Source organism: Gracilimonas sp., assembly GCF_040218225.1.
GTDB lineage: Bacteria > Bacteroidota > Rhodothermia > Balneolales > Balneolaceae > Gracilimonas.
Genome location: NZ_JAVJQO010000008.1, coordinates 711,216 through 737,104, shown reverse-complemented (window position 1 = coordinate 737,104; position 25,889 = coordinate 711,216). Strand labels below are relative to the sequence as shown.

Genomic DNA, 25,889 nt, shown 5'->3' with positions numbered 1-25,889 from the left:
AGGTGAAATTATTTCATCCTGTTTCACTTAAAGTATTATTCATGAAGACTTATTCAATTTTTATTGCTCTTGTAATCGCACTATTGACTCACCCTCTTTTTGCTCAACAGTTGGCACCTGAAGTTAAAGGTGATAGCCTTATTTACCGGCTTACAATCAGTGAAAAAACAATGACTGTTGCCGGAAAATCGGTAAACGCGATGGCTATAAACGAAACGATACCGGGACCAACATTAAAGTTTAAAGAAGGCAAACATGCCGTCATTCATGTTACCAATACCATGAGTGAAGAGACTTCAGTGCATTGGCATGGTTTGTTACTGCCCAATTTCATGGATGGTGTTCCTTATTTGACTACTCCGCCCATCCGTCCCGGCAAAACGTTGACATATGATTTTCCGCTTACTCATGCAGGTACTTATTGGTACCACTCACATACAGGTTTGCAGGAACAGAAAGGTATTTACGGAAGCATTATTATAGAGCCGGAAGAAAAGAATCTGGATTATGATGAAGACTTAGTGCTCGTTCTCTCAGATTGGACCAATGATAATCCTTCCAGGGTCATGAAAAACTTGAAACGCCACAATGAGTGGTATGGAGTGGAGCTGGGTAACGCCCCATCGGTTTGGAAATCCATTCAAAGTAAAACCTTAGGAGCCCAGCTCAAGCTATGGTCTCAAAAAATGCCGGGCATGCATATTTCGGATATACCCTACGATGCTTTTTTGGTTAATGGCAAAGATGAACAGGTGTACAATCAATATGAGCTGGGTACCAAAGTGAGGGTAAGGGTTATCAATGCAGCCGCCTCCAGTTATTTTTGGTTGAACTACGCTGGTGGAAATCTACGGATTGTATCAGCAGACGGACTGAATGTTCAACCCGTTGAAACAGAAAAAGTACTTATTGGACTGGCAGAGACTTATGATTTTATCGTAACGGTGGAGGAAGGGAAGAGCCTTGAATTCCAGGCGACACCTCAGGATGTGACTGGGTCAGCTTCTGCTTTCATCGGAGCGGGGACAAAGTCGTTTGCCCCGGATATCCCATTTCCGGACTACCAACAAATGGCCGTGGAAATGGCAGATATGCATGGAGGTGGTGGTCATGATATGAGTTTGGAAGGAGAGGAAAGAGGAAGGTTCACTACCTATAAAACGACCATGACCGACCATTCCAAGCATCAAATAGATAGTCATGAAGGGCATGATATGCATCAGAATATGCAGGCTCAGGAAGATCATTCTGCTCATAATATGGATGAGAAAAATGGAATGGAAGCAATGAGTCATTCTATGCATGAAATGGACGACCCGACTCAACCAATGACGATGTGGGAAACGGGTTACAGCAATTCAGTTTTGAAATCACCGGAACCCACTGAGTTTCAAAACGGCGATACCGTCAGAAACCTGACCTTTAATTTAACCGGTAATATGTGGCGCTATACCTGGAGCATAAATGGAAAAACGCTTTCGGCCTCTGATAAAATTAAGATCAAAAAAGGGGAAATCGTCAGAGTTACTTTGAATAATGAAACCATGATGCATCATCCTATGCATTTGCACGGACATTTCTTCCGGGTGTTGAATGGAAATGGGAAATATGCTCCGCTCAAGCATACGGTTGATGTACCTCCAATGAGCAGGATTACCATTGAGTTTGCAGCTAATGAAGAAAAAGACTGGTTTTTTCACTGTCATATTTTGTATCACATGAAAGCAGGAATGGCCCGGGTGTTCAGTTATGAAGGAAGTGAACGTGATGAGCGGCTCGCTCCTTATCCGGTGGGAACACTATACAAACACGATAAGGAATTTTTCACGTGGGGAACCGTGACAGGCGCAAGTCACATGGGAAGTTTGGAGCTCGTTAGCTCGAATACGAACAATCAGTTTAACCTGGAAACAAAATATGCCTGGGATCAAAACTACGAGCTGAAGGTGGATTACGAGCGGTTTGTGGGGGATTATTTCAGGATTTATGGTGGAATTAAAGCAGAAAACAAGATCGATAACTCACTAAATGAACATGAAGTTCATGGCCGGATCGGGATGCGCTATTTACTGCTTTATATTCTCGATACCGATTTGAGCATCGACCACAAATTACGTCCCGAACTTGGATTGAACGCTCACATTCCGCTTATGCAAAGATTAATGGTCACCGGACATTTCGAGTACAAACTGGATACAGGTTTTGCCGAAGAGCTTCCAGCCAATAAAAACCTTGATCAGGATATTTCCTATACCGCTGGAATAGAGTATTTATTGAATGAATATTTTTCAGTTCAGGCCAACTATGACAGTCGCTTTGGCTGGGGAGGAGGATTGACTTTTAGGTTCTAGTCCTCATCATCCAACTGCTTGAGCTTATTTCGGATGGTACGGTCAGAAATACCCAATAACTTAGCCGCTTTTTTCTGGTTGCCCTGCGTGTGTTCAAGAGCTTTCTGAATGAGTTGCAGTTCCATGTCTTCAATCGACATAAGGGGAAGGTCAGTTGAAAGAATTTCCTTATTCAGGTTATCATCCACACTGGAAAACATTTCATTGTTGATATGTTCCATCGTGATATTGTCACTATCCTGAGCTAAAATAATACCACGATGGATTTTATTATTTAGCTCTCTCACATTCCCACGCCAATCTTGCTGAACTAAATGTTCAAGGAGCTCTTCAGAAAGTTCTTTTTTTTCCAACTCGTATTTTTTGGAATAATGCTCAACAAAGTAATTGGCTAAAACCGGGATGTCACCTTTTCGATTACGAAGAGGGGGGATTTCTACAGGAAATACATTCAGGCGATAGTATAAATCTTCCCTGAATTGTTTGTCAGCAATGGCTTCGGCAATATTTCGGTTTGATGTTGCCAGAATGCGAACATCGGCTTTAACGGGTTCCTGACTTCCCACCCGGTAAAATTCATTTTCTTGCAGAACGCGAAGAAGCTTGGCCTGAACATTAAGTTCAATTTCTGTGATTTCATCCAAGAGCAAAGTACCGCCTTCGGCAGCGTCAAAAGCGCCTTTACGGTCTGAGGTAGCACCGGTAAAGGAACCTTCCAGATGCCCAAAAAGTGTACTTTCAACCAGCTCGGAAGGAAGGTTGGCACAATTTATCTTGATATAGGGTCCCTGGGCTCTGTTGCTGTTAACATGAATCTGATGAGCAAAAACTTCTTTTCCGGTTCCGCTTTCACCCTGAATTAGAACTGGGGCTGCGTTGCGGGCAATTTGTGGAATAACCCTCAGAAGCTTTTTTATCTGAGGATCGTTGCCAATAAAATTGTTTTCAGTTTCCTCAGAATTATTCAACGGGCTAACCAGATCGCCTTTTTTATCTTCACGGGGAGAGTGGGCTACCGATTTGGGCTTCTTATCACGCTCTTCGGGATCGGCATCGAAATAGCGGTTTACCCGATAGATAATTTCTTTAGCTTTAAATGGCTTGGTGATATAATCAAAAGCACCTTTATGCAGCGCACGCACAGCGTGGTTGATATTTCCAAAACCAGTGATCATAATAACGCCAGTGTCCGGGTACTTCTTTTTTACAGTGGCAAGGACTTCATCTCCGGTCATCTCATTCATTTTAACGTCGGTTATGACCAGATCGACGGTATTTTTCTCGAGATATTGAGTAGCCTTCACAGGAGATTCAAAAGCATGAATCTCAAATCCTTCTTTTGTTAATATCTCCTCCATGAACCCAAGTAGAAGTTCATCATCATCAACAACAAGAATGGAATGTTTCATATAATTTTAACGGATTAGGTTTTTATGCACCAATGTGCCGGCAATAAAGTTACGGTTTCTTGGACAAAAAAAGAGAGCAATTAATGCTCTCTAACTATTAAAATGATGAAACTAAGAAAAATAAGAGTAGGCTATTTGTCAACTATATTCTGTGCTATTTTTGACCATACTTCCGGGTCGTTCAACATTTTCCCTATTTCAGTGTTTTTAGCTGCTTCTGGCGACTCATTCTTAGCCGCTTCATATGCCTGTAACTTGGCTTTGTAATCTTTCAGCTTACCAAAAGAAGATTGGTTTAGTTTTTCCAGTTCTATTTTTGCAAATAGCTGTTCGCTTTTCTTTGCGCTATAATTCTCCAGAGATACCTTATCGGTAAACTCAGCAGGTTTTTCGGTACGTGTAACTTTAGAAGCACCCTTGCTGCTTTCGGAAGCATCCGTGCTTTTAATTTGACCGTTTACGTGATTTGTTAGCTTGTTAATTTCCATAGTATTATCCCTCTTATTCATCAAGATTAAAAGTACGAAATGTCAGGATTCTTTAAAACACTGTAGCTTTTCTCCACTTTCCGCTGTTTTACTGCAGTGCCTAATTTTTCCTTATGACTGTTTAATTTGTTTTGCAGGTTGTTTTGGATATTGTCGTTTAGTTCTACAAAAGTTTCGAATAGAAACCTCAGCGAAATCCGTTCTTCATCGGAAAGTGACTCCCGCGGGTTCGCTTCTGAAAGGATGCCCAGTTTTTTAACCAGATCTTCACGCTGTCCTAACTGGTGTTTTATAGATTCAAATGAAGGCTCATTTTGATCAATTTCACGTAGGATAGCTTCACTGCTGTCATTCAATTGTCCTAATATGTTATGCAAAGGCGTCATCACTTGGGTATCCATATAAATAATTAATAACCAGACATGAAATTATAAACAGCGTCGAACTGAGCTTGTCCTTCTTCAAGTATCAGGTCAAGCTCATTAAAAATCCGGCGCTGTTCAGCCTCGTATTCTTCCAGGTATTTTCGTTCGTTTGCAATACGACGATCCAGTCTGTCAATTTTTTGATCCAGTCCGCTTTCGATAGCAGATAGGATACCATCCGCTTCAGTATAAGATTCAGCACGAGCCTTCATCATAGCAACGGGAGAGCTTTCACTGGTAAAGAAGTTGGCAATCTGCTCCGGGTTTTGGTTTAACAATTGATCCAGTTTATCGGAATCTTCGATGACCATTTTGCCATTATTTTCGAAGGAAATACCCATGTCAGCAAAACTGGCAACTTCACCTTCCGCTACACCTCCCAGAGACAACATCGCGGTTTGGCGTAAGTTTATTGTGAGATTCCTTACAGATCTCATTCCCTGAAGAGGCCCTTTGTTGCCGGTTTCAGGATTAATGAATGTACGTTCCCTGATGGTTTCGTTCATTTCATTATAGGCATTGATGAAGTCCTGCAGGTTAGATTTTGCGGCTTCGGTATCACGCTCAACCGTCATTTGCTCGGCTACACCGGTGGCTTTCTTCATGGTGAAGGAGAGCCCTTCAATAGCATCATCAACCGTGTTTTCGGCACGGTTAAAAGTCACTCCATCAATAATAAACTGAGCATCTAACTCGGCTTGGGGAGTGAGGTGAGTCATGCCCCCGGTAACGCCTGCTAAAACACCAGAGGCACCGCTAAATTGAATGCGGTTGTCGTAGCCGGTTTCAAGGCTTTTGAGGGAGAACTGTATATTTTCGCCATCCAGGTTAAAAACGCTGGCACTGGCTTCATCGCCAAATAAACTTTCAATTTCAGTTTCAAAAGCTTCCAGAATTTCCTGGTTGGTTCTATCTATCGTGCCGCCACTGCCATCATCTTTAGTGGTTACAATATTTATTGTCTCTGTCTTGTCACCAATAGTCAGTGTTACGGAGCCATCTCCCTGTGCGGCGAGTTCATAGCCGGCACCGGTCATTGTTTCCGAGAGGGCGGTGTCGTTTTTAGCGAGCCTTTCTACGGTGATATTGAAAGCGGATTCATTATCCAAACCGGAAGCGGAGTTTACCTGCACAACCGAATCATCACTGGAAGTAGTTTTAAATGGTTCAAATGACCGGTTGCCGGGAGTTTCAAGCTCCTTAATAATATTCTCAAAATCAGAAATAGATTTACTTACAGTACCTACAGCAGACCTTGACTCTTTTTCATCACGAACCTGTACTTCCATCCGAAGCATTTTCTGGCTTTCAAGGTTGACAAGCTGCGTTACGAACGATTCGTAAGAACTTGTCTGGCTCATAAGGCTTGAAATGGATGCCATATAAAGAAGTATTAAACGTTGGTGTTAATTATTGTTGAATTACAGAAGGAGAGGGCTGCTTTTGATTGGCAACTTCTTCCCAGGTTTCTCTTAAGGGCTCCAGAATTTCACGGATTTCTTCAAACCGCTGCTTCCGGGCCAGGTCCTGACAGTATCTGTAAAGCTCAAAAAGCTGTCCGGCTGGCTCATAATCAAAGTTCAATCCCTGAATCAATTCAGATAAAATGGCTTTTACCTTTGTCTGATCTTCCCGATAAGTAGCCTGAATAACCAGGTCATACATCTTCACCACCAGCTTCAGCGGAGAAGCATTCATGACGGATTGTTTTTGATAAACTAATTGTGGATCTCGCATATTTTTGAAATTGATGAAAGTAACTCCCGGTTCTTATCGGCTAAATAGCCAAAAAACTTAAATTAGGAGTTTTTAATGTTTCTCAATCCATCACAAGCTTACGCCTGTTGCGGACAGATTTACTTTGGCAACTACTATGCCAAAGTGCCCAGGCTTTAAGTGGGGCTTTTTGAAGTGTTATTCTTTAAGGATTACACCAGAAATGCGGAAAAATATTCTGAAACGGAAAATTTAGCCCTCCTTCACTTATAGAAACAGGCAAAAAACAGGATGGAATTGGGTGTTTGGGGGATGGCATCATTTTTGGAAATGAGACGGTGTTGAAAACCAGAAAACTCATTTTCGATCATGAAAGTAGAATTAGCGCGTGCCCAAAAGTTATTAGATCAGAGATATCCGGATCCGGATGAAGCGATTAAATTGCTTCATCCTTTGCTTAGGCGAGAGTCTAAACACTGGCTGGTCTATTACTTCCTGGGGATTGCTCAAATGCAGAAGTCCAATTTTGAGAAAGCAATCGGGTACTTCGAGAAATCCATCGGTGAGCATGATCAAAACTCCCAGACCTATTTGTTGGTAGCTCGCTGTTATTATCAACTGGAGGATTTTGAGAATGCAGAGCGATTTGGGAAAGCGGCTGTACAGTTGAACCAGGAGTTGTTAGATGCCTGGATGTTTATGGGGAAGCTCTACTGGGATCAGGCATTATTAAATAAAGCCATTCAATGCTACACCATTGCCAATAAACTGGACCCAAAGAATTACCTGATTGCTTACAATATCGGGCAAATTTATGCCGACCAGGGTGACTATAAGAAAGCCCTGGAATTGTACGACATTACCCTGCAAATGGAGCCAAAGCTGATTGATGCCGGCATCAAGAAGGCGCAGATTTACCAGTCGATTGGTGAACATGAGCGGGCGGAAGAAGCCATCCAGAAAGTGCTGGAGATTGACAGCGAAAACCTGCTGGCGTTGAGCGTACTCTCTCTGTTATATCGAGCCATGGGTAGATATAGCGAGGCCATTGAATTGAATGAGCGTTTGCTGGATCGTTACCCCAATGACGGAAATGTACGGGTAAATTACGCGCTCTGCCTTGTGGAAACAGGTCAATATGATGAAGCGGAGAAGAATTATCGGAGAGCATTAAAGGATGCCCCGGAAACGCAGCAGTCCCTTTCCAACTATTTGATGGGGATCCATTACAATCCCAAGCGAACCAAAGAAGAGATTTTTGAAGCTCATTCACTTTGGGATCAATATTATGCACCGGAAGAACGGCCGGTGCGTCCGGTTCCCGCCAATAAAGATAAAGACAAGAAACTGCGTGTTGGTTTTATTTCGGGTGGGTTTAAAAAACACCCGGTAGGCTGGATGATAACATCCGCCCTTGAGGAACTTCTCGAAGATGAAATTGCAACCTATATATACACTACCGATACCTATCACGATTCACTCACTAAACGCATTCGGGAAGCCAGTGCGAAGTGGACATCCGTAGTGGGATACAGCGATGAGGTGGTTGCGCAGATTATTAAAGATGACGAAATCGATATTCTGGTCGAACTTTCCGGGCATTCCTCCGGAAATCGTCTTAAGACTGTCGCTCTGGAACCAGCTCCAATTACCATAAAATGGGTGGGAGGTTTGTTCAATACTTCAGGGTTACAGTCTATGGATTACCTGCTGACGGATGCTAAAGAATCTCCGGAAGGCGAAGAGCCATTCTACACCGAAAAATTGGTTCGTATGCCGGACGATTATGTCTGTTATACCCTTCCAAACTATGATATTGAGGTAGCAGAAGCTCCTGTTACCCAAAATGGATACATCACTTTTGGGTGTTTCAATAACCCTACCAAGATTAACACTGAGCTTTTGTCTAAGTGGGCAGAAATTCTGAAGCAAGTTCCTGCTAGCCGTCTTTTTCTCAAGAGCAAGCAGTACGATACGGAATTGGTTAGGGAGCGAATTACCCAACACCTGGCGGAGCGCGATATTGAGGAAGACAGGGTGATTTTTGAGGGATATTCACTCCATAATGAACTGCTTGAATGCTACAACAAAATTGATATCGCGCTGGATCCGTGGCCGTATTCCGGTGGATTAACAACCATCGAGGCTTTATGGATGGGCGTGCCGGTAATTACCAATTCAGGACCTACTTTTGCCGGGCGGCACTCCACTTCTCATTTGACGAATGCGGGTTTTCCGGAATGGGTGACTGACAACTGGGAAGACTATATACAAAAAGCAGTTTCTCTTGCCGGTGATGTTGATCAACTATCAAAGTTAAGAGCTGAACTTCGGGGGCGCTTATTAAGCTCTCCGGTATGCGATGCTCAACGCTTTGCCCGCAACCTGGCGGATGCTTTCCGTAAAATGTGGCTTCAGAGAGTGCAAGGATATGAAAAGCATTTATCCGAAGGAGAATGGCAGGATCATATTTGGGTGTCACAGAAAAAAAAAGAATCTGAAACCCATCCTGAATCACTTCAAAACGGAAAACAAAACAAAGCGTTGAAGAAGGGGATTTATGTAAATAAGTCTCTTGTGAAGTTCAAAGATACTCCCTCAGAGGTGGTAGAGGCCATAGTGAATACTCAGGGTTTGAAGTATGAGGAACCATTGACTTTGGCCATTCCGGAATCTGAGCTTTTCAGGTTAAGGAATATATTTGAAGATCATGAGTATGGACTTCCTTCAGTTTTTAAGCTGAATAAGAACAGTGTGGTTGTTGATATAGGGGGGAATGTTGGGTCTTTTTCATTATATGCCCGGCAGTGGAATCCCGATTGCCAGATCTACAGTTTTGAGCCCAATCCACAGGTATTTCCGCTTTTGGCACACAATACGAAAGACCTTGAAAATATTTCCATTAACCAGGTGGCCCTGAGCGATAAGAACGGTGAAATCAATTTGTTTCAGCACCCGAGGAATACTGGGCAGTCTTCAACTACTTTTCACATGAAAGGCGGACATGAGGTTGCTGTTAAGATGCAGAAAAGCGGAGAAGCCCTTGCTGAGAAAGGAATCAACAAGATTGACGTGCTCAAAATTGACACCGAAGGGGCTGAAGTTTCTATTCTTAAAGGCATGAAAGATCTGCTCATCAACACCGGCTTTATTATGCTGGAATATCATTCGGAAGCAGATCGTCGGGAGATCGACGCCATTCTATCCGGATTCAGCGTGTATGCATCAGGAGTATCAGCTCCTTGTGAAGTTGGGACCATCAAGTACATCAACAACAGGATTCTAAACAAATAATATTGTGAAATCAGAATTAGAAAAGGTCCGGCTTTTATTGGATCGGGCACAACCCGATGCTGATGAAGCGATAAAGGTGCTTAACTTCTTGGCAGAACAGGGCAATGAGCATTGGCTGATCGATCACTTTCTGGGAATTGCCCACATGGTTAAAGCCAGCTATGAGAAGGCAGTAGTTTACTTTGAAACTTCTCTTACCAGGCATGCTGAAAATCCCCATGCCTACTTACAAATCGCCAAATGTTTTAACGCTCTTTCAGATTTTGAACAGGCAGAGCGTTATGGAAAAGCGGCCATTCAATTAGATCAGCATTTGCTGGAGGCCTGGATGTTTATGGGTGAAATTTACCGGGGGCAGTCTGATTCAGAAAAAGCCATTCAGTGTTTTACCATCGCTAATAAACTGGACCCAAAGAATCATGTTATTGCCTATAAATTAGCCAGAATTTATTCCGAAAAAGGGGATCTCAAGAAAGCAATGGAGCTGCACGATATCACCCTCCATATGAAGCCTGACTTAGAAGAAGCAAGGGCAGAGAAAGATAAGCTCTATACATCATTTGGAAGAAAGTGCAGGCCCGGAGAGGGAAAATACATTCACCTTTGCTTCAACCATTTGTATGCGAAGTCACAGTCGGATATGCTGGCTTTTGTGAACGAGGAATATGAACAGCAGCATCTTTTATTTGTAGAATCACACTGGGCTATTGAAGACTATAAACCTGATTTAAGCAGTAATGAACACGCTGCCTGGTTTAATCATGAGTACGATTTTCCAGCCATTATTAACCGATGCCTGGATACTGATGTGGACGCATTATTTGTTCATGGACTGTTTTTTAGCTGGCAGAAAAAACTGATCAAAGAAATCGGTTCAAAAAAACATATTGGATGGATTATCTGGGGTGGTGATCTCTACAATCCCATCAAAGTAAATGAGCCGATAGTAGATATTGTTGAACATATCGACAGTATCCACTCATTGGTTGAAGGCGATGTTGAAGTGTTTAAGAAACATTACGGAAACTGCCCGACTTTCCGATTTGGTTATCCTTATCCGGGGCTTTACGGGGATATTATGGAGGAAACCGAAAGTAATGATCGTCCCAGAATTATTGTGGGGAACTCAGGTGACTATTCAAATAATCATATCGAGATTTTGGAGGCACTAAGGACGAAGAAAGATGTGAGAGACTATGATATCCTGCTTCCGGTGTCCTATAACTTAATTCCGGAATATGAGAATGCGATCCTGAAATGGTTGAATGCAGCCGGAATGACTGATTTTGTGAAGCTCATCAAGAATTTTATAGAACCGGATGAGTACCGGACTTTTGTAGGGTCTTCAGATATGTTGATCACTGCTCATAATCGCCAACAGGCCATTGGGAATATGCTTTTGTCGTTATACAGCGGGAATACCACTGTTCTGAAAAAGAAGATTACGGTGGGTGAAAAAGAGCAGATGAACCCAACCTGGGAAATGTTGAGAAAATATGGCTTGGGTGTATCGGGTTTTGAAGAATTTAAAAAAGCTACATCTATACGATCTTTTCTGAGAAAGTCTCAACCTCAGAAAACCCGAAATCAACAAATTATCATTAATGAATTTGGCTTAAAGACCCGGGCAAAAGATCTGGTAACCTCCTGCAGCACAATCAGAGAAAGGATAACTGAACATGCGCTGGTGAATTAGGATGGATTCAATAGTGCAAGCAACTGCAACCTACCCGAATATCGATGCCGTTGAAATCGAAGTTGGAGAAGGCACAGTTATAGAAGAGTCGGCAGTGATTATGGGATTGAACGGACCAGCCACAACCATCAAAATTGGAGATAACTGTTACATTGGGAAGAATGTGCAGATTATCTGTGACCACTTTGAGCTGGGGGATTACTCCAAAATTCATCACAACACCAATGTGCATGGCTACAAACCCTGTGTTATAGGGCATAACGCCTGGGTCGGGCAATACTCTATCATCGACAGTATTGGTGGGACGACCATTGGAAATAACTGCGGGATAGGGGCACACTCTCAGCTGTGGTCGCACATCAAGTATGGAGATACCCTGGAAGGCTGCCGGTTTTTGAGCGAAAACTCATTGACGGTAGGCAACGACGTATGGTTTGTGGGCCACTGTATTGTTTCCCCCATTACAGCAGAAGATAAATCGATGGCGATGGTTGGCTCCGTGGTGACTAAAAACATGGAGTACAACCAAATTTATGCGGGCTCTCCGGCTCGTTCTCTTTCAGAAAAAATCGGCCCACAGTTTGAGAATGTGAGTCTCGATGAAAAGATGGAGAGAATGAACATATACGTGAAAGAGGCAGGAATTTCAGAAGAGAAGGTAAAGGTGGTAAGCAATATTACGGAATTCAATTTCGATGACGAGGTCAGCTACTTCGATGTGGCTTCCAGAACTTATACCAAAAAGCGCTCCACGGAAGAAGTGAAATTCATGAAGTATTTGCTTCCCGAAAAAGGAAAATTTGTGCCCTATGAGTAATTACAAAATTCCTTTCAACAAACCATTTATAACCGGCAACGAGCTCGAGTTCATTCAGGATGCGGTAGATTTTGGGAAGATTTCCGGGAATGGAAAGTACACTCAGAAGATTCATCGGTTTTTTGAGCGACAGTTTGGTTTTGAAAAGTGTTTGCTTACAACATCCTGCACGGATGCTCTCGAAATGGCGGCTATATTGCTGGATGTGGAACCCGGTGATGAGATCATCATGCCGTCCTATACTTTTGTTTCCACAGCTAATGCTTTTGTTTTGCGTGGTGCTGTTATTCGGTTTGTGGATTCGAGAAAAGATCACCCGGGAATGGATGAGGATAAGATTGAAGAGCTTATCAATAAAAAAACGAAGGCAATTGTGGTAGTTCACTATGCCGGTGTAGCTTGTGATATGGATAAGGTGATGGATATCGCAGATCGACATAACTTGTTTGTGGTTGAAGATGCTGCCCAGGCCATTAACAGCTATTATGAGCATGCGGATGGAATTAGCAGTCCGCTGGGCTCGATTGGACATTTGGGAACATTCTCATTCCACGAAACCAAAAATATTATGGCCGGCGAAGGAGGGATGCTGACTATAAATGATGCCCGCTTTGCCGAACGAGCTGAAATTATCTGGGAAAAGGGCACCAACCGAACGGCATTCTTTCGCGGAGAAGTAGATAAGTACGGTTGGGTGGATATCGGTTCTTCATTTCTACCTTCCGAATTAAATGCAGCTTTTCTATATGCACAACTGATGAACCTGATTCGTATTCAACAAAAGAGAATGTGTATCTGGAACCGATATCAAAAAGGATTGGAGGGTGTGTGCAAGAGACTGGGAATTCGTCAGCCGGGTATTCCTGATTATGCCACCAATAACGGACATATGTATTACCTGGTTTGCAGAAATCCCCGGCAGCGGGATGAACTGATCGCTTATTTAAAAGAGCGGAATGTTTTGAGCGTTTTTCACTATCAGTCTCTACATACATCAAAGTTCTTTCAGGATAGACACGACGGACGAACGTTGCCTTACACAGATCTTTATTCCCATAACCTTGTACGGCTTCCTTTTTATTACGAATTAACCGTTGAAGAGCAGGACTATATTATAGATGCTATAAACGACTTCCGTAAAATGGAAATCCGACCGTCTTTGCAAGTCCCCGTTGTCCGGGCTATTGCTGATCAGGCAATGTAGATTCTGACGCGCACAAGAACGGGTATTCAGGAAAATTACATTTCCGATTAATCCAACTTATTCTCTGTTATCTGTCATAAAGGGTCCGTGAGGGCTCTTTTTTTGTTTAAGGAATTTATTTAAGGAATAATTTAAGAAGGCTATTTCACCTACGATAACTTGAGTAACCAAAGCAACTCATAAGAAACTTTAATTAATCAAAAGGTGAAATATCATGGCAAGTTTTGGAGATTTAAACAGAGTAAATACTAACGTTCAGTCGTTAGACTCACAGTTATCACTGAACCGAGTAAACCGTGACCTGGCTGACAGCCGTATGCGTATGTCAACCGGTCTTAAAATCAACAAAGCAGAAGACAATGCTGCCGGGTACTCGATTGCAACCAAATTGAAAAGTAGAACAGCCGGACTGGAGCAAGCCCTTCAGAACGTAGGTGATGCCAAGTCTGTACTCGACATTGCCGAGTCCAGCTTCGATACCATCATGGATAGTCTTGTTGAGATGAAAGGTCTGGCTACCCAGGCTGCCAACGATACGTTAGGCGACACCGAGCGTGGCTACATCGGCGACCAGATCAAAGCTCTTGGCGACGACATCAACGAAATCGCTAACCAGACTGTATTCCAGGACTTCGACCTCCTGAACGGTGCTTCTGACGACATGTCCGGATCACTTGACCTTACCTTCCAGGTAGGTGAGCGTGCTTCTGATACCATCAGCACATCCATCGACGCTGTAAACGTGGGTGAGCTGTTTGCTGCTTCCGGAGATGCTTCTCTGGGTGCTACAACAACCGCCGGTGGTGGTGTTGCTGCAGGTGCTGCGATTTCAGCTACTGCGGCTACAACCAGTGGACAAGGTGCTCTTTCTTTCAACGCATCTGCTACAGCTACTGACTTCCGTACCTTCCTGAGCTCTGTTGACAGTGCAATTGACGAAATGTCGAACCGAGTGAGCGACATTGGTATTACTCAGTCTTCTCTTTCTGTACGTGAAGAGACTCTTTCTGAGTCGATCAGCGCGAACGAATCTGCCAAGTCACGTATCATGGATACTGACTTCGCGAAAGAACAAAGTAAGTCTGTAAAACTTCAGATCTTACAACAAACTGCGACTTCATCCCTGGCGCAAGCTAACATGGGACCACAGTCCGTACTTGGATTCCTTGGTTAATAATCAATAATCCAGCGAATCTATTGATTCCAGCCCACTCTGGCTTAGTTGCCGGGGTGGGTTTTTTGTTTTTGTCAATTTCCTGAATCAGGGCATCCCGGCAGGACCCTATCTCTGTCTCTTTCCCTCCGGCGAGCCCATACTGTATTTATCCCTTAGCAAAGCTGCAGGGAAAGAGGACTCGTTGGTAAGAGCTGGACCAGTGAAAAGAGTTTGATCTATGTGAACAACCTTTGATTAGATGCTCCCTCCATATAAGCGCAGCGTAATAGGGAGGGCTGGGGTGGGTCGGTTTGCGAGGGGTTAGTATAACTTACAACCCGAAATCACACGATTCTCAAGAGCCAACGGTGAATGCTTTCACACTCCCTGATCATTCACAAATTCCTGACTTGTAGTACCAAAATTTTGTGTTGGATGAAATAAAATTGAAATAATTTCCCATCAAAAAACATCGTTTATGATTGATTAAAGCTGTTTTTTGAGATTAATTCAAAAAATTTCAAAAAAATTTAAACTCAAATTTAAGAACGCTATTTCGGCTACGATAACTGCAGTAACCAAAACAACGGAATCAATAACTAAACTAAAAAGGTGAAATATCATGGCAAGTTTTGGAGATTTAAACAGAGTAAATACTAACGTTCAGTCGTTAGACTCACAGTTATCACTGAACCGAGTAAACCGTGACCTGGCCGACAGCCGTATGCGTATGTCAACCGGTCTTAAAATCAACAAAGCAGAAGACAATGCTGCCGGGTACTCGATTGCAACCAAATTAAAAAGTAGAACAGCCGGTCTGGAGCAAGCCCTTCAGAACGTAGGTGATGCCAAGTCTGTACTCGACATTGCCGAGTCCAGCTTCGACACCATCATGGATAGTCTTGTTGAGATGAAAGGTCTGGCTACCCAGGCTGCCAACGACACGTTAGGCGACACCGAGCGTGGCTACATCGGCGACCAGATCAAAGCTCTTGGCGACGACATCAACGAAATTGCTAACCAGACTGTATTCCAGGACTTCGACCTCCTGAACGGTGACGCTGCTGGCGATATGTCCGGATCACTTGATCTTACCTTCCAGGTAGGTGAGCGTGCTTCTGACACCATCAGCACTTCTATCGACGCTGTAAACGTGGGTGAGCTGTTTGCTGCTTCCGGAGATGCTTCTCTGGGTGCTACAACAACCGCCGGTGGTGGAGCTGCTGCAGGTGGAGCTATCTCAGCTACTGCGGCTACAACCAGTGGACAAGGTGCATTGACTTTTGCTGCTACAGCAACTTCATCTGACTTCCGTAGCTTCCTAAGCTCAGTTGACAGTGCAATTGACGAAATGTCGAACCGAGTGAACGACATTGGTATTACTCAGTCTTCTCTTTCTGTACGTGAAGAAACCCTTTCTGAGTCAATCAGTGCGAACGAATCTGCCAAGTCACGTATCATGGATACCGACTTCGCGAAAGAACAAAGTAAGTCTGTTAAGCTTCAGATTCTGCAGCAGACTGCAACATCATCGCTGGCGCAAGCTAACATGGGACCACAGTCTGTACTTGGATTCCTCGGATAATATTCAGAAATCCAGCGAACAACATAGTAAATCCATATCGCTTGAAAGGGCGGTATGGATTTTTTTATTGATATAAGATGGAAGGCTCAGTTTTTTTACCTATATTTAAGACAATTAACTCTTAAATAGATTTTATGTTGTTATCCAAGTCTTGCGTGTATGGGTTGAGAGCCAGTTTGTACCTTGCTTCCAGAAGGGAGGGGGACTATACTTCTATCCGCGAGATGAGTGATGAACTGGAAATTTCCTTCCATTTTCTTACCAAGATACTACAACAGCTTACCGCAGATTCTTTAATGGAATCCTATAAAGGGCCTAATGGTGGAATACGTCTATCGGAAAAAGGAAAGAAGGCAACGCTGTTAGATGTAGTTATAGCGATTGACGGACCGGGGCTTTTCACACAATGCGCACTTGGCTTGCCGGGATGCGGATCATCGGCTCCCTGTCCATTGCACGATAGCTGGTTGACTGTTCGCGAATCGATTAAGGAAATGTTGGAACGCACAGACTTGAAGCATTTAGCCCGTGAAGGGAGAGCGAATAAGTTTCGCATCACTGCTGATGGATCATTTGCCTGGCAGTAAAAAAATTTAAACTAATAAAAGATAAAATACTCTTAAATATGGTTAATTCAGAAACACTATCACAGAAAACAGTAGGGCAGATTGTTGCCGAAGATTACAGAGCTGCACAGGTATTCAGATCTTATGGTCTTGATTTTTGCTGTGGCGGAAAAGTATCACTAGAGAAAGCCTGTACTAAAAAGGGCTTGGATTTAAATAAAATTGAAACCGATCTGAATGCACTTGATTTAGATACCGGTGAGAATCATAATTACAATGACTGGTCGCTGGACTTTCTGGTGGATTATATTGTTAACAACCACCATAGTTTTGTGCGGAAAATGTTGCCGGAAATTGATTTTTATGCAGAAAAAGTAGCACGGGTTCATGGCCAAAGAGATCCTGAATTGCTTGATATTCTTCAGAATGTACGGTTGCTGAGGAGTGAGATGCTCGGACACCTTCAAAAAGAAGAGGAGGAACTGTTTCCCCAGATTAAAGAGCTGGTTCAGGAACAGAAAAAGGGATCGGTAAAAGAGGCTATCGTTGAAGCCCTGGAAGACGAGCATGATAAGGCCGGTGATTTAATGGCCAAGATCGAAGAACTAACCCAAGGCTTTAACCCGCCGGAAAATGCTTGCGCTTCATACCGCGTACTGTTCCAGAACTTGGCAGGCTTCCAGCAGGATTTACACAAGCATGTACATCTGGAAAATAACATTCTGTTTCCAAAAGCTTTGGAACTTGAGCAACGGTTAAATTGATAGCTAAGGGTGGTTGGTTTATAAACCACCCTTTTTTATTTCGCTTCATTCGCTCTTCACAAATGTAGTGTATTGTAGATTGAGGTTGATCGTTTTACCCCCTCCGCTAACAAGCAATAAACTAATTCCTATGCAAAATTCTCTACACACTTTTTCTATTCCTGTAATGGGGACGGGCCATTCAATCGATTCACCTATCAGAGTTGCTCCGTATGGCATCAATTCTGTTATTTCAATAGTGGATGATCTGCTGATTGAACGTATCCGAAAGCATTATGCTACTCTTTTTGAGCTTCCCTATGAGAATATTCCTCGGAATGCCGAAGATGGCAGGGCTCGCCGTATTACCGCATACCTCGATCTGGTTCATGAGATTATGAATCAAAAATTTGAGGATATAAAAAAGCAGCCTTTTTTCTGGAAGAATGAAAAGTCCAGGTATTTCGAAATGCTCCCCGATTCTTCTGATCTCAAGAAAAAGTATCAGAAATTGGTAGAAATGGCTTCAGGATCTATACGCGATTCTTTCGCATCAGAGCTTACCAATGAGATGAGGCCGGGCTCAATAGATGTAAATATTATGTCGAAAGTGGATGGCTTTAGTTTCCCAAAAAGCGGCCAGCCGATGACAGCAGAATACAGCGATGGCAGTGCTGCACTTCGGGGATATGCAAACAGCCAACTTTCCTCCAGTCTTATTCTCTCAGCCGGTTTCAATCCCCGTCTATATAACTACCTGGCGGAGTTCGAAGACTTCTATCGGGACGTAAAAGGACAGATCAAAAAGAAAATTATTCTGAAGGTGAGTGATTTTCGGTCCGCATTGATACAGGGAAAATACCTGGCAAAAAAGGGGTTGGAAATATTTGAATATCGTATTGAGTCTGGCTTAAACTGTGGGGGACACGCATTCGCCTCCGATGGGTATTTATTGCCGTCCTTACTCAAAGAATTCCGTGAGAAGAAAGAGATGTTGAGTTCTTCCATTCAGCCATTGATTGAAAAATTTTATGAAGAAGAACGAGGCCGGGGGTTTAACAGTGAATGGGCCGATAATCACCCCAGAATTACCGTACAGGGTGGAATTGGTACCAGCGGTGAAGCAAGGCGTTTACTGGAAGATTTTGAAATGGATGCCACCGGATGGGGGAGTCCGTTTCTGATGGTTCCTGAAGCTACAACGGTTGACGAGCCAACTATGCAACTTCTGCAAGAGGCCAAAGAAGAGGACCTGTATCTGTCGGGAGTTTCACCTCTGGGTGTTCCTTTCAACAATGTGAAAAATACGGGTTCGGCAAAATGGCATCAAAAGCGAATAGAAAAAGGCAAACCCGGCTCGCAGTGCCCAAAAGGCTTTTTGGAGTCCAATACGGAATTTACTGAGAACCCGATTTGTACAGCCTCAACGCAATACCAATTGCTGAAGATTGACCAGATTAATCAAAGTGAAGTATCTGACGATTTAAAAGCAGAGCAACGGGAGAAAGTGCTTGATAAAGCTTGCCTTTGTGACCACCTGGGAAATGGAGCTTTAATTACGTTGGGAATTTTGAAGCCGGGTCGGGCACCACAAGCAATTTGTCCCGGCCCGAACATTGCATGGTTTAATCGGCAATACAGCCTTCAGGAGATGGTTGCTCATATCTATGGCAAAATTGACTCGTTGGTGCCGGCAGAACGCCCTCATATGTTTGCTAAAGAATTGGTGATGTATGTGGATTATTTTGAGGAGTTGATCAACCAGAGCGAAAGTCCCGCCGACGATCTTAGAAAACTGACTCGCTTTAAGAAAAACCTGGAAGATGGAATGGCATACTGCCTTGAGATTTCAAAGGGGCAGGCTTATGAGTATGAGAATCTTGAATCGATTACCAGGACAGTGGAAGAACAGAGTAAGCGGTTAGCAGAACTCTTTGAGTCTTTTCAGTCTTCTGCGTTAGTTTTTGCTTAAAGAAACATCCCCCTATGCCTTTAATAACTCGTTTGTTTCTAAAAACCGGGATGGTTTACTTTTTAGGAGCGTTATTGGTTGGGGTAATCCTTCAGGTTGATTCCCTGGGGATTCCCAACCTGGTTCCCACGTTCTGGCACATGTTAATGGTGGGGTGGATAACCCAAATTATTATGGGCGTTTCGTTGTGGATGTTTCCGGGCCGGATCAAAGAAGAGAGCTTTCAAAATCAAAAATGGGCGTGGCTTACTTATGCATTTCTAAACCTGGGATTGATTTTGAGGTTCATCTCTGAACCGATGATTATTCTCTCTGAAGGATATCATTGGAAGATTCTGCTCGTTATTTCAGCTATTCTTCAGTTTGGGGCTGTACTTTGCTACGTAACTGAAATCTGGCCCCGGGTACTTTCAAAAGCACAACGTCGCAAAAAGAAGAAAAGCTCAAGGTGATATGACATTCCCATCGCGCTTGCTGATTAAGAGTTCACTCATTTGTCTGCTATTTGGTGCATTTCTTGGTGCGCTGATGTTAATCAATAAAGCGTTGAATATTGATCCTGAAATTTGGGCACTTCTTCCGGCTCACATCGAGCTGATGATATTCGGCTGGATCATCCAGTTTACTCTGGGAGTGGCTTACTGGATTTTGCCCCGATATCTTAAGGGGGAAGCGAGGGGTAATCGCTTTGTTGCTTACCTTATGGTAGCGGCTTTAAACCTTGGAATCTGGTTAATGGTTTTTGCAGAATTAACCACAGCCGGTGATTATATACACATTGTTGCACGAGGGCTTGAGTTTTTAGCTGTAGTATTGTTTATCAGCCTGCACTGGAAAAGAATTGTAAGCTTTAACAAAAATAGGCATTAAAGCTTATCGATAACCTGCTTCAGCATATTCTGTACATCCTTAGCAACATCACCTAAGTCTGCGTTTTCAATAGCCTGCATGGAGGCAATAGGGTCAACGGCAGAAACTTCTACCTCTCCGTTTTCGTGTTCCTGAACGATGACATTACAGGGGAGCATTAATCCAATATGACCTTCAGCTTGCAAAGCTTTATAAGCATTTGGAGGATTACATGCGCCGAGGATTTTGTATTTCCGAAAATCTACATCGAGCTTCTTTTTAAGTGTTTCCTTAATGTCGATTTCAGTGAGAACACCAAAGCCTTCTTCTTTTAAAACGGCCGTAGTTTTCTCAATTGCATCGTCAAAAGAAAGATTGAGTTTCTTGCTGAAATGATAAGACATTGTATCTAAGATTTGAGTTTGGATTTATTAATTCAACACGACTATTGTCACCTTTGGTTCCAGTATAATTTCTGTTTTTACAGACCGGGATATAAGACATGCTTCTTCAGCCTTTTCCAGAATTCGATAAGCCTTATCTCTGGCTTTTTCATCCGTAATAACCAGGTTTGGCTTCAAGTAAACCTCTTTCATCACATACCTGCCATCTACTTTTGCCATAACGCCTGTTGATTTAACATCCAGAGAATCGTAATCGAGTTTGGAATATTCCGCTATAGCTGCAAAAGTAGTCATAAAACAACTGCTTATAGAGGAAATAAAAAGATGTTCAGGAGACCAGATTCCTTCAACCCCTCCCGGGAACTCGGGTGGTGTGGCTACTTCAATTTGGTCATCTAGTTTGTCAGAACTCAATACTCCAATACGACCGTGTTCCCATTTCAGATCCACGTCATATAAATGCTTATCGGCCATCATGATTGCTCCAGTTTTTGTTCAATAATTTGTTTCAGCTGCGGCATTTGTACCACACCCGCTTGTTGCCAGAGTATTTGTCCTTTATGAAAAAGGATAAGGTTTGGTATGCCCCGAACCTGGTATCGAATAGCCACATCCGGATTTCGCTCAGTATCAATTTTGATGATTTTGATAGCGTCACCCATTTCTGATTTCAGTTGTTTTAGAATAGGAGGCATCATCTTACAGGGAGCACACCAGTCGGCATAGAAGTCAACCAATACGGGTGTATCTTCTTTAATCAGTTCAGAAAATGGTTTCTTTTGTGTGTTGTTGCTTTCCATAACGTTCTATTTAATCTCGGTGAAACCCGGTTCTTCGGTTTTTTCCAATGATGGGTTTTCATCAAAGGGTATTGCACAGGATTGGGAAACCATACAGCCTTTATTGGTTAATGCTTGAAAGAGAAAAAAAGCCGATAACATCCCGGTTATAATTTCCTGATCAATAATGGCAAGGGTGATAAAAAACAAACCAATACCAAGAGCCACCCAGCGCATAGTATGCCAGTTCGTGAATAATGTAATTTTGCTGTTCATAGTTATATATAGTCTTTTTTTATGAAGACTATGTTAACCTGAATCCGGAAAGAAGAGGAAGTTGTTATAACAAGTAGGCGAGTGTATCCTGCTAAGATCCACACACATTATTTAACTAAAAAATATGTTGAAAGAAGAGGGTTATTCTTTTATACCCTTTACGCCAGCTACCTTCAGGCAGAGAGTTAGTGTTATTCCGTAGGCAAGGTGCATAAATAGTCCGGCCATAATCATCAATCCGGGGAACCAGGTGTTTGTATAAAAAACTCCGAAATTTTCTCCGGCGGCCATGGAAACAAAAGGTGAAATTACAACACCAGCAACTACAGAAATAAGAACACCATAAATTAAGCCCTGAACAATCCATTTTCCCGGAATTCGCTGCTGGAGAAAAGACACCCAGATTAGAGCCAGTAAAATTCCCCCAACATTGTATGCCAGGTTTCCAAAAATGATATGATAAGGATCACCCGGCAAGGAATGGTTAAAACTCTCTGTTAAGATGAATCCAATGTCTATAGCCGGAAAACCAATACCTCCTAAAAGAAAAGCAATCATAGCCATCACAAAAGTGGCAATAAACCCGGAAATTACGGTGCGAAAAAAGATGGAAGAGCTCATAATAATTCAGATTATTTATTTTTGAACCAACGTCGGATTATACTAAAGTTTTATCTCTCACACTTCTTACAATTTAGTTCGGTGCCTAGCCTGGATTTTCGTCCTTGTTTTGTTATTACCCAGGGCCTTAGCTGCCAGGGCGGGTTGTGGCGTACATGCTGATTATGACCGCATTTTAATTCTGCCACCCAGTCATTATTCTCATCTTTATGAAATCCTGTAATTGGCTGCTTCATCAGTAGGTTAGTGAACTTTAGATGGGTTACAAGTATAAAAAAACTATTTAAGACATCTTCATCTTAAATTCACAATACTCGGTTATCATAAGTGAAAAGGTTTTTTACGAATAAATAAAAGACAAAATAGTCTTAAAACTTTAATTCAAATATACAATACTATGAAAGTCTCAAAATTAATGCTGTCCACATTGTTTGGTTTATTATTTACCGGTTTGGCATTAGCTCAAACAGCCGAGTATACACTGGATGGAATGACATTCGGTATGCCAGAAGCAGAAGTATTCACGGAAGATTACGACGGTCCTCCAGTAGTTGGAGAATACGTAACCATGTTACCCAACTTAAAGCCTCTTGACTATGAAGGTAACAAGCATCACGAGGTACGAATCGATATCATAGTTCAGGAAATTGAAGTGGCTGAAGGAGTCCGCTACAGAGCCTGGACTTTTGGAGGAACGGTTCCCGGGCCCGTATTACATGTGAAAGAAGGGGATCGCATCACTTTCTACATGAAAAACCGCTCCGATGAGGAAGTGACAATCACTGAGCCTTCAAAAGGTGGATCACCGTTCATGCAGCAGGTGGCAGAGAATAACTACCAGAAGAACAAGCCGGGCATTATGCCTATGCCACATTCCATGGATTTCCATGCTGGTACCGTAGCTAAAGATGACAAATGGAGAACCATAGGGCCGGGCGAAACCATCAAGTTTGACTGGATTGCTAACTATGCGGGTTCTTATATCTACCATTGTGGTACTCCTAGTGTTCTCATGCACACAGCGATGGGGCAACATGGTGTGGTAGTCGTTTCACCTAAAGACGGATACCCAACTGATTATGAAGTTGACCGTGAGTATGTAGTGGTTCAATCCGAGTACTACCTGGAAAAAGGTCCCGGCGAATTGTATCAGTATGACTTTGAAGGTGCTTCAAATCGACAGCCTTCCCACGTTGTATTTAATGGACACCAAACCATTATGCACGACCAGCCACTGAAAGCCAATGCCGGCGAACGAGTACGTTTCCACTTCTCCAATAACGGACCAAGCGGAACCTCCAGCTTCCACGTAATTGGTGGCATCTTTGACCGGGTTTGGATTGAAGGACATCCATTCAACGAAATGCGTGGAATGCAGACTGTACTAGTAGGAGCTTCCGGCTCAGCAACTTTGGACATGATTGTACCTGAAGAAGGCAAGTACATCCTGATTGACCACGAGTTTGCCGATGCAGAATTAGGCGCAACCGGAACATTGAAAGCAGGCCCTAAACAGGAAAAGTAAAACGGAGAAACCGGTGTAGCTGAAAAGCTCACTGATTTGAAAATCTGAATAGTAGATACTGTAAGGGCGAATTCAGTTCGTCCTTACAATTTTTCAAAAAAGAAAGAAAACGATGAGATCCCAAAAGAACATACACCGCTTAAAAAATTGGGCCCTGACCGGTATAGTTGGCTTATTGGTTAGTTTGTTGAATCCGGTGATGGCACAACAAGAGCGGGTATTGATTCCGGCGGGATCTTTTCATTCTATCCTACCCGAAGTTAAGGGTGAGCCCATTTCAGTCGATTCTTTTTATATAGACAAAACAGCCGTTACAAACGAAGATTTTTTGGCCTTTATTCAAGAAAATGAGAATTGGCAAAGGGAGAAAGTACCAGCTGTATTTACAGCTCAAAACTACCTTCAGCACTGGCAGGAAAGTCTCAATCCCGGTTTTGATAAAATCGGTGAAAATCGTCCGGTTACTCATGTATCCTGGTTTGCGGCTAATGCTTATTGCTCTGACAAAGGAGGAAGATTACCTACCCTTAACGAGTGGGAATACTCGGCTCAGCTCATGGATTTTGAATCGATACAGGAGATGAATCGGTTCAGTACAGAACTAATTGGCTGGTATTCCAGTGTAGATGCGAAGAATACCAAGGCGGTTGGTTCAACACAGATCCAAAACAGACACGGCGTGCAGGATCAGTTTGGGCTGATCATGGAGTGGGTTGAAGATTACAAGCCCATTATTGCTGATGAACTTTCCCTGGATTGCGGGACCGTTGGCAGATTACAGCAACTAGGCAATATATATAGTTATGCAGCTTCTATTCGATATATCACCCGAATGAGTTTTAACCCCAAAACAACAACCGGTATGGTAGGTTTTAGATGTGCGTACAATATCGATCATCCCGAATCCTCTTCAAATACACAGCTATGAAAACGTTATTAATTTTATCTGCTTTATTATTGAGCTCGTTGAACCTGGTTGCTCAGCATCATCACGGAAAAGATGCCACGCTGAAGGCTGAAAAAGTTTCTGAGCATTCACTTTATCATTTAGATGCAGAATGGGTTACGCACCGGAATGAGTCTATTTCACTGAGTCAGTTTAAGGGTGAGCCGGTTGTAATCGTCATGTTTTATGGCAACTGCACCCAGGTTTGTCCCATCTTGATCAGAGATACCTGGCGTTTGTACAGTGCGTTAGATAAATCAATGAGGACTTCAGTTAATGTATTAGCCGTTTCATTTGATACAGAAAACGATACGCCGGAAGTACTAAAAAAATATGCTGAGTACGAACAGCTTGATATCGAAGGCTGGCATTTTGTAACAACTAAAGATGTGGATATACGAAGTCTGGCTATGATGTTAGGCGTTCAATACGTTAAAAAGAGTGATGGTGAATTCGCACATTCCAATCTGGTAACGGTCCTTGATCCGGAAGGGAAAGTGGCGGTCAGAGTGGAAGGGTTGAATCAGCCAATGGCATCTGCAGCGCAGAGCATAGAAGAAATGATCAAGAGTATTTCAATACAATGAAGACTCTGATTTTCATAGTGATTCCGCTTATTCTCTATAGTGGTGAAACTTTACATGCACTTCAAATTACCCCTTCCGATACGTTGGTAGTGGAAGTAACGGGAACCGGCACAGATGCGAAGTTTGTGCCGGCTCTTATTCAGGTTAATGCCGGTGATGTAATTCGGTTTGAAGTACTTGAAGGAATGCACACAGTTACAGCTTATCACCCGGATAACCGCCGACCATTGCGTATTCCTGATGCTGCATCTTCTTTTGATTCGGGAATGCTCAATAAAGGTGATGTTTGGCTTCTCAAAATAGATGAGAAAGGAGTTTATGATTACTTTTGTATGCCTCATGAGCGACTGGGACATGTGGGGAGAATCCTTGTCGGAACTAAAGAAGCCTCAGCTGAATATGACAATTCATTGATACCCAAAGAAGCTGCGCGGATATTCAGTATGTATTGGAAAAAAAAGCAGCAGAAGAAATAGAATT

At 42.8% G+C, this 25,889-nt stretch carries 27 protein-coding genes; 16 read left to right on the top strand and 11 right to left on the bottom strand.

The window, feature by feature from the left end:
• Positions 1–41 precede the first annotated feature (41 nt).
• Entirely contained in the window at positions 42–2,351 is a 2,310-nt protein-coding gene (locus RIB15_RS14595) for a multicopper oxidase domain-containing protein (protein WP_350202908.1), read from the top strand.
• On the opposite strand, the gene RIB15_RS14590 is transcribed toward RIB15_RS14595, so the two are convergent.
• The 5 genes from RIB15_RS14590 to RIB15_RS14570 all read right to left on the bottom strand — a co-directional run bounded on the left by RIB15_RS14590 (position 2,348) and on the right by RIB15_RS14570 (position 6,410).
• Positions 2,348–3,760, bottom strand: a complete 1,413-nt coding sequence (locus tag RIB15_RS14590; RefSeq protein ID WP_350202907.1) for a sigma-54-dependent transcriptional regulator — start codon at positions 3,758–3,760, stop codon at positions 2,348–2,350. The two genes, RIB15_RS14595 and RIB15_RS14590, sit on opposite strands and share 4 nt — an antisense overlap.
• 131 nt (positions 3,761–3,891) lie before the next feature.
• Positions 3,892–4,248: a hypothetical protein gene (locus RIB15_RS14585; RefSeq protein WP_350202906.1), complete on the bottom strand. Its 357-nt coding sequence runs from the start codon at positions 4,246–4,248 to the stop codon at positions 3,892–3,894.
• A gap of 26 nt (positions 4,249–4,274) precedes the next feature.
• Positions 4,275–4,649 carry a flagellar protein FliT gene (locus RIB15_RS14580; RefSeq protein ID WP_350202905.1) on the bottom strand — a complete coding sequence of 125 codons (375 nt, stop codon included), beginning with the start codon at positions 4,647–4,649 and terminating at the stop codon, positions 4,275–4,277.
• An 8-nt stretch (positions 4,650–4,657) separates the two neighbouring features.
• Complete coding sequence (gene fliD / locus RIB15_RS14575) at positions 4,658–6,055, bottom strand: flagellar filament capping protein FliD (RefSeq protein ID WP_350202904.1); 1,398 nt, start codon at positions 6,053–6,055, stop codon at positions 4,658–4,660.
• 28 nt (positions 6,056–6,083) lie between these two features.
• Positions 6,084–6,410 carry a flagellar export chaperone FliS gene (locus RIB15_RS14570; protein ID WP_350202903.1) on the bottom strand — a complete coding sequence of 109 codons (327 nt, stop codon included), beginning with the start codon at positions 6,408–6,410 and terminating at the stop codon, positions 6,084–6,086.
• A 348-nt stretch (positions 6,411–6,758) separates the two neighbouring features.
• Between RIB15_RS14570 and RIB15_RS14565 the strand changes: the two genes are divergently transcribed.
• The 11 genes from RIB15_RS14565 (at position 6,759) to RIB15_RS14515 (ending at position 20,292) form a co-directional block, all read left to right on the top strand.
• Positions 6,759–9,683, top strand: coding sequence for an FkbM family methyltransferase (locus RIB15_RS14565; protein ID WP_350202902.1), 2,925 nt, complete (start codon positions 6,759–6,761; stop codon positions 9,681–9,683).
• A gap of 4 nt (positions 9,684–9,687) precedes the next feature.
• Entirely contained in the window at positions 9,688–11,379 is a 1,692-nt protein-coding gene (locus RIB15_RS14560) for a TDP-N-acetylfucosamine:lipid II N-acetylfucosaminyltransferase family protein (protein ID WP_350202901.1), read from the top strand.
• A 13-nt stretch (positions 11,380–11,392) separates the two neighbouring features.
• Complete coding sequence (locus RIB15_RS14555; RefSeq protein ID WP_350202900.1) at positions 11,393–12,196, top strand: acyltransferase; 804 nt, start codon at positions 11,393–11,395, stop codon at positions 12,194–12,196.
• The gene (gene rffA / locus RIB15_RS14550) at positions 12,189–13,400 is read left to right on the top strand and encodes a dTDP-4-amino-4,6-dideoxygalactose transaminase (RefSeq protein ID WP_350202899.1); all 1,212 of its coding nucleotides are present in this window, start codon (positions 12,189–12,191) and stop codon (positions 13,398–13,400) included. Before RIB15_RS14555 ends, rffA begins: the two co-directional genes overlap by 8 nt.
• 214 nt (positions 13,401–13,614) lie before the next feature.
• Positions 13,615–14,574 carry a flagellin gene (locus RIB15_RS14545; protein WP_350202898.1) on the top strand — a complete coding sequence of 320 codons (960 nt, stop codon included), beginning with the start codon at positions 13,615–13,617 and terminating at the stop codon, positions 14,572–14,574.
• Between the two features lie 604 nt (positions 14,575–15,178).
• A complete protein-coding gene (locus RIB15_RS14540) occupies positions 15,179–16,141 on the top strand; it encodes a flagellin (RefSeq protein WP_350202897.1) in 963 nt (320 codons plus the stop codon).
• A 134-nt stretch (positions 16,142–16,275) separates the two neighbouring features.
• Positions 16,276–16,728 carry an RrF2 family transcriptional regulator gene (locus RIB15_RS14535; RefSeq protein WP_350202896.1) on the top strand — a complete coding sequence of 151 codons (453 nt, stop codon included), beginning with the start codon at positions 16,276–16,278 and terminating at the stop codon, positions 16,726–16,728.
• A gap of 38 nt (positions 16,729–16,766) precedes the next feature.
• Positions 16,767–17,471, top strand: coding sequence for an iron-sulfur cluster repair di-iron protein (gene ric / locus RIB15_RS14530; RefSeq protein WP_350202895.1), 705 nt, complete (start codon positions 16,767–16,769; stop codon positions 17,469–17,471).
• A gap of 130 nt (positions 17,472–17,601) precedes the next feature.
• Positions 17,602–19,422, top strand: coding sequence for a hypothetical protein (locus RIB15_RS14525; protein ID WP_350202894.1), 1,821 nt, complete (start codon positions 17,602–17,604; stop codon positions 19,420–19,422).
• Positions 19,423–19,436: 14 nt separating this feature from the next.
• Positions 19,437–19,874: a hypothetical protein gene (locus RIB15_RS14520; protein ID WP_350202893.1), complete on the top strand. Its 438-nt coding sequence runs from the start codon at positions 19,437–19,439 to the stop codon at positions 19,872–19,874.
• A gap of 1 nt (position 19,875) precedes the next feature.
• On the top strand, positions 19,876–20,292 hold the full coding sequence (locus RIB15_RS14515; RefSeq protein WP_350202892.1) for a cbb3-type cytochrome c oxidase subunit I: 417 nt from the start codon (positions 19,876–19,878) through the stop codon (positions 20,290–20,292).
• Here the strand turns inward: RIB15_RS14515 and RIB15_RS14510 are convergent.
• From RIB15_RS14510 to RIB15_RS14485, 6 genes are all read right to left on the bottom strand, one after another.
• On the bottom strand, positions 20,289–20,675 hold the full coding sequence (locus tag RIB15_RS14510) for a DUF302 domain-containing protein (protein WP_350202891.1): 387 nt from the start codon (positions 20,673–20,675) through the stop codon (positions 20,289–20,291). The genes RIB15_RS14515 and RIB15_RS14510 overlap by 4 nt on opposite strands.
• A 27-nt stretch (positions 20,676–20,702) precedes the next feature.
• The gene (locus tag RIB15_RS14505; protein WP_350202890.1) at positions 20,703–21,149 is read right to left on the bottom strand and encodes an OsmC family protein; all 447 of its coding nucleotides are present in this window, start codon (positions 21,147–21,149) and stop codon (positions 20,703–20,705) included.
• Entirely contained in the window at positions 21,149–21,475 is a 327-nt protein-coding gene (trxA, locus tag RIB15_RS14500) for a thioredoxin (protein WP_350202889.1), read from the bottom strand. Before trxA ends, RIB15_RS14505 begins: the two co-directional genes overlap by 1 nt.
• Before the next feature lie 6 nt (positions 21,476–21,481).
• Entirely contained in the window at positions 21,482–21,730 is a 249-nt protein-coding gene (locus RIB15_RS14495) for a hypothetical protein (protein WP_350202888.1), read from the bottom strand.
• A 141-nt stretch (positions 21,731–21,871) separates the two neighbouring features.
• A complete protein-coding gene (locus tag RIB15_RS14490) occupies positions 21,872–22,351 on the bottom strand; it encodes a hypothetical protein (protein ID WP_350202887.1) in 480 nt (159 codons plus the stop codon).
• Between the two features lie 50 nt (positions 22,352–22,401).
• Positions 22,402–22,587: a DUF3565 domain-containing protein gene (locus tag RIB15_RS14485; protein WP_350202886.1), complete on the bottom strand. Its 186-nt coding sequence runs from the start codon at positions 22,585–22,587 to the stop codon at positions 22,402–22,404.
• 161 nt (positions 22,588–22,748) lie between these two features.
• Here RIB15_RS14485 and RIB15_RS14480 point away from each other — a divergent pair, with 161 nt between their 5' ends.
• The 4 genes from RIB15_RS14480 (at position 22,749) to RIB15_RS14465 (ending at position 25,885) form a co-directional block, all read left to right on the top strand.
• Positions 22,749–23,876, top strand: a complete 1,128-nt coding sequence (locus tag RIB15_RS14480; RefSeq protein ID WP_350202885.1) for a multicopper oxidase domain-containing protein — start codon at positions 22,749–22,751, stop codon at positions 23,874–23,876.
• Positions 23,877–23,988: 112 nt separating this feature from the next.
• Entirely contained in the window at positions 23,989–24,804 is an 816-nt protein-coding gene (locus RIB15_RS14475) for a formylglycine-generating enzyme family protein (protein ID WP_350202884.1), read from the top strand.
• On the top strand, positions 24,801–25,409 hold the full coding sequence (locus RIB15_RS14470) for an SCO family protein (protein WP_350202883.1): 609 nt from the start codon (positions 24,801–24,803) through the stop codon (positions 25,407–25,409). The genes RIB15_RS14475 and RIB15_RS14470 overlap by 4 nt, the downstream gene beginning before the upstream one ends.
• Positions 25,406–25,885 (top strand): cupredoxin domain-containing protein, encoded by a 480-nt coding sequence (locus RIB15_RS14465; protein ID WP_350202882.1) that lies wholly within the window; start codon positions 25,406–25,408, stop codon positions 25,883–25,885. Before RIB15_RS14470 ends, RIB15_RS14465 begins: the two co-directional genes overlap by 4 nt.
• Positions 25,886–25,889: the final 4 nt, after the last annotated feature.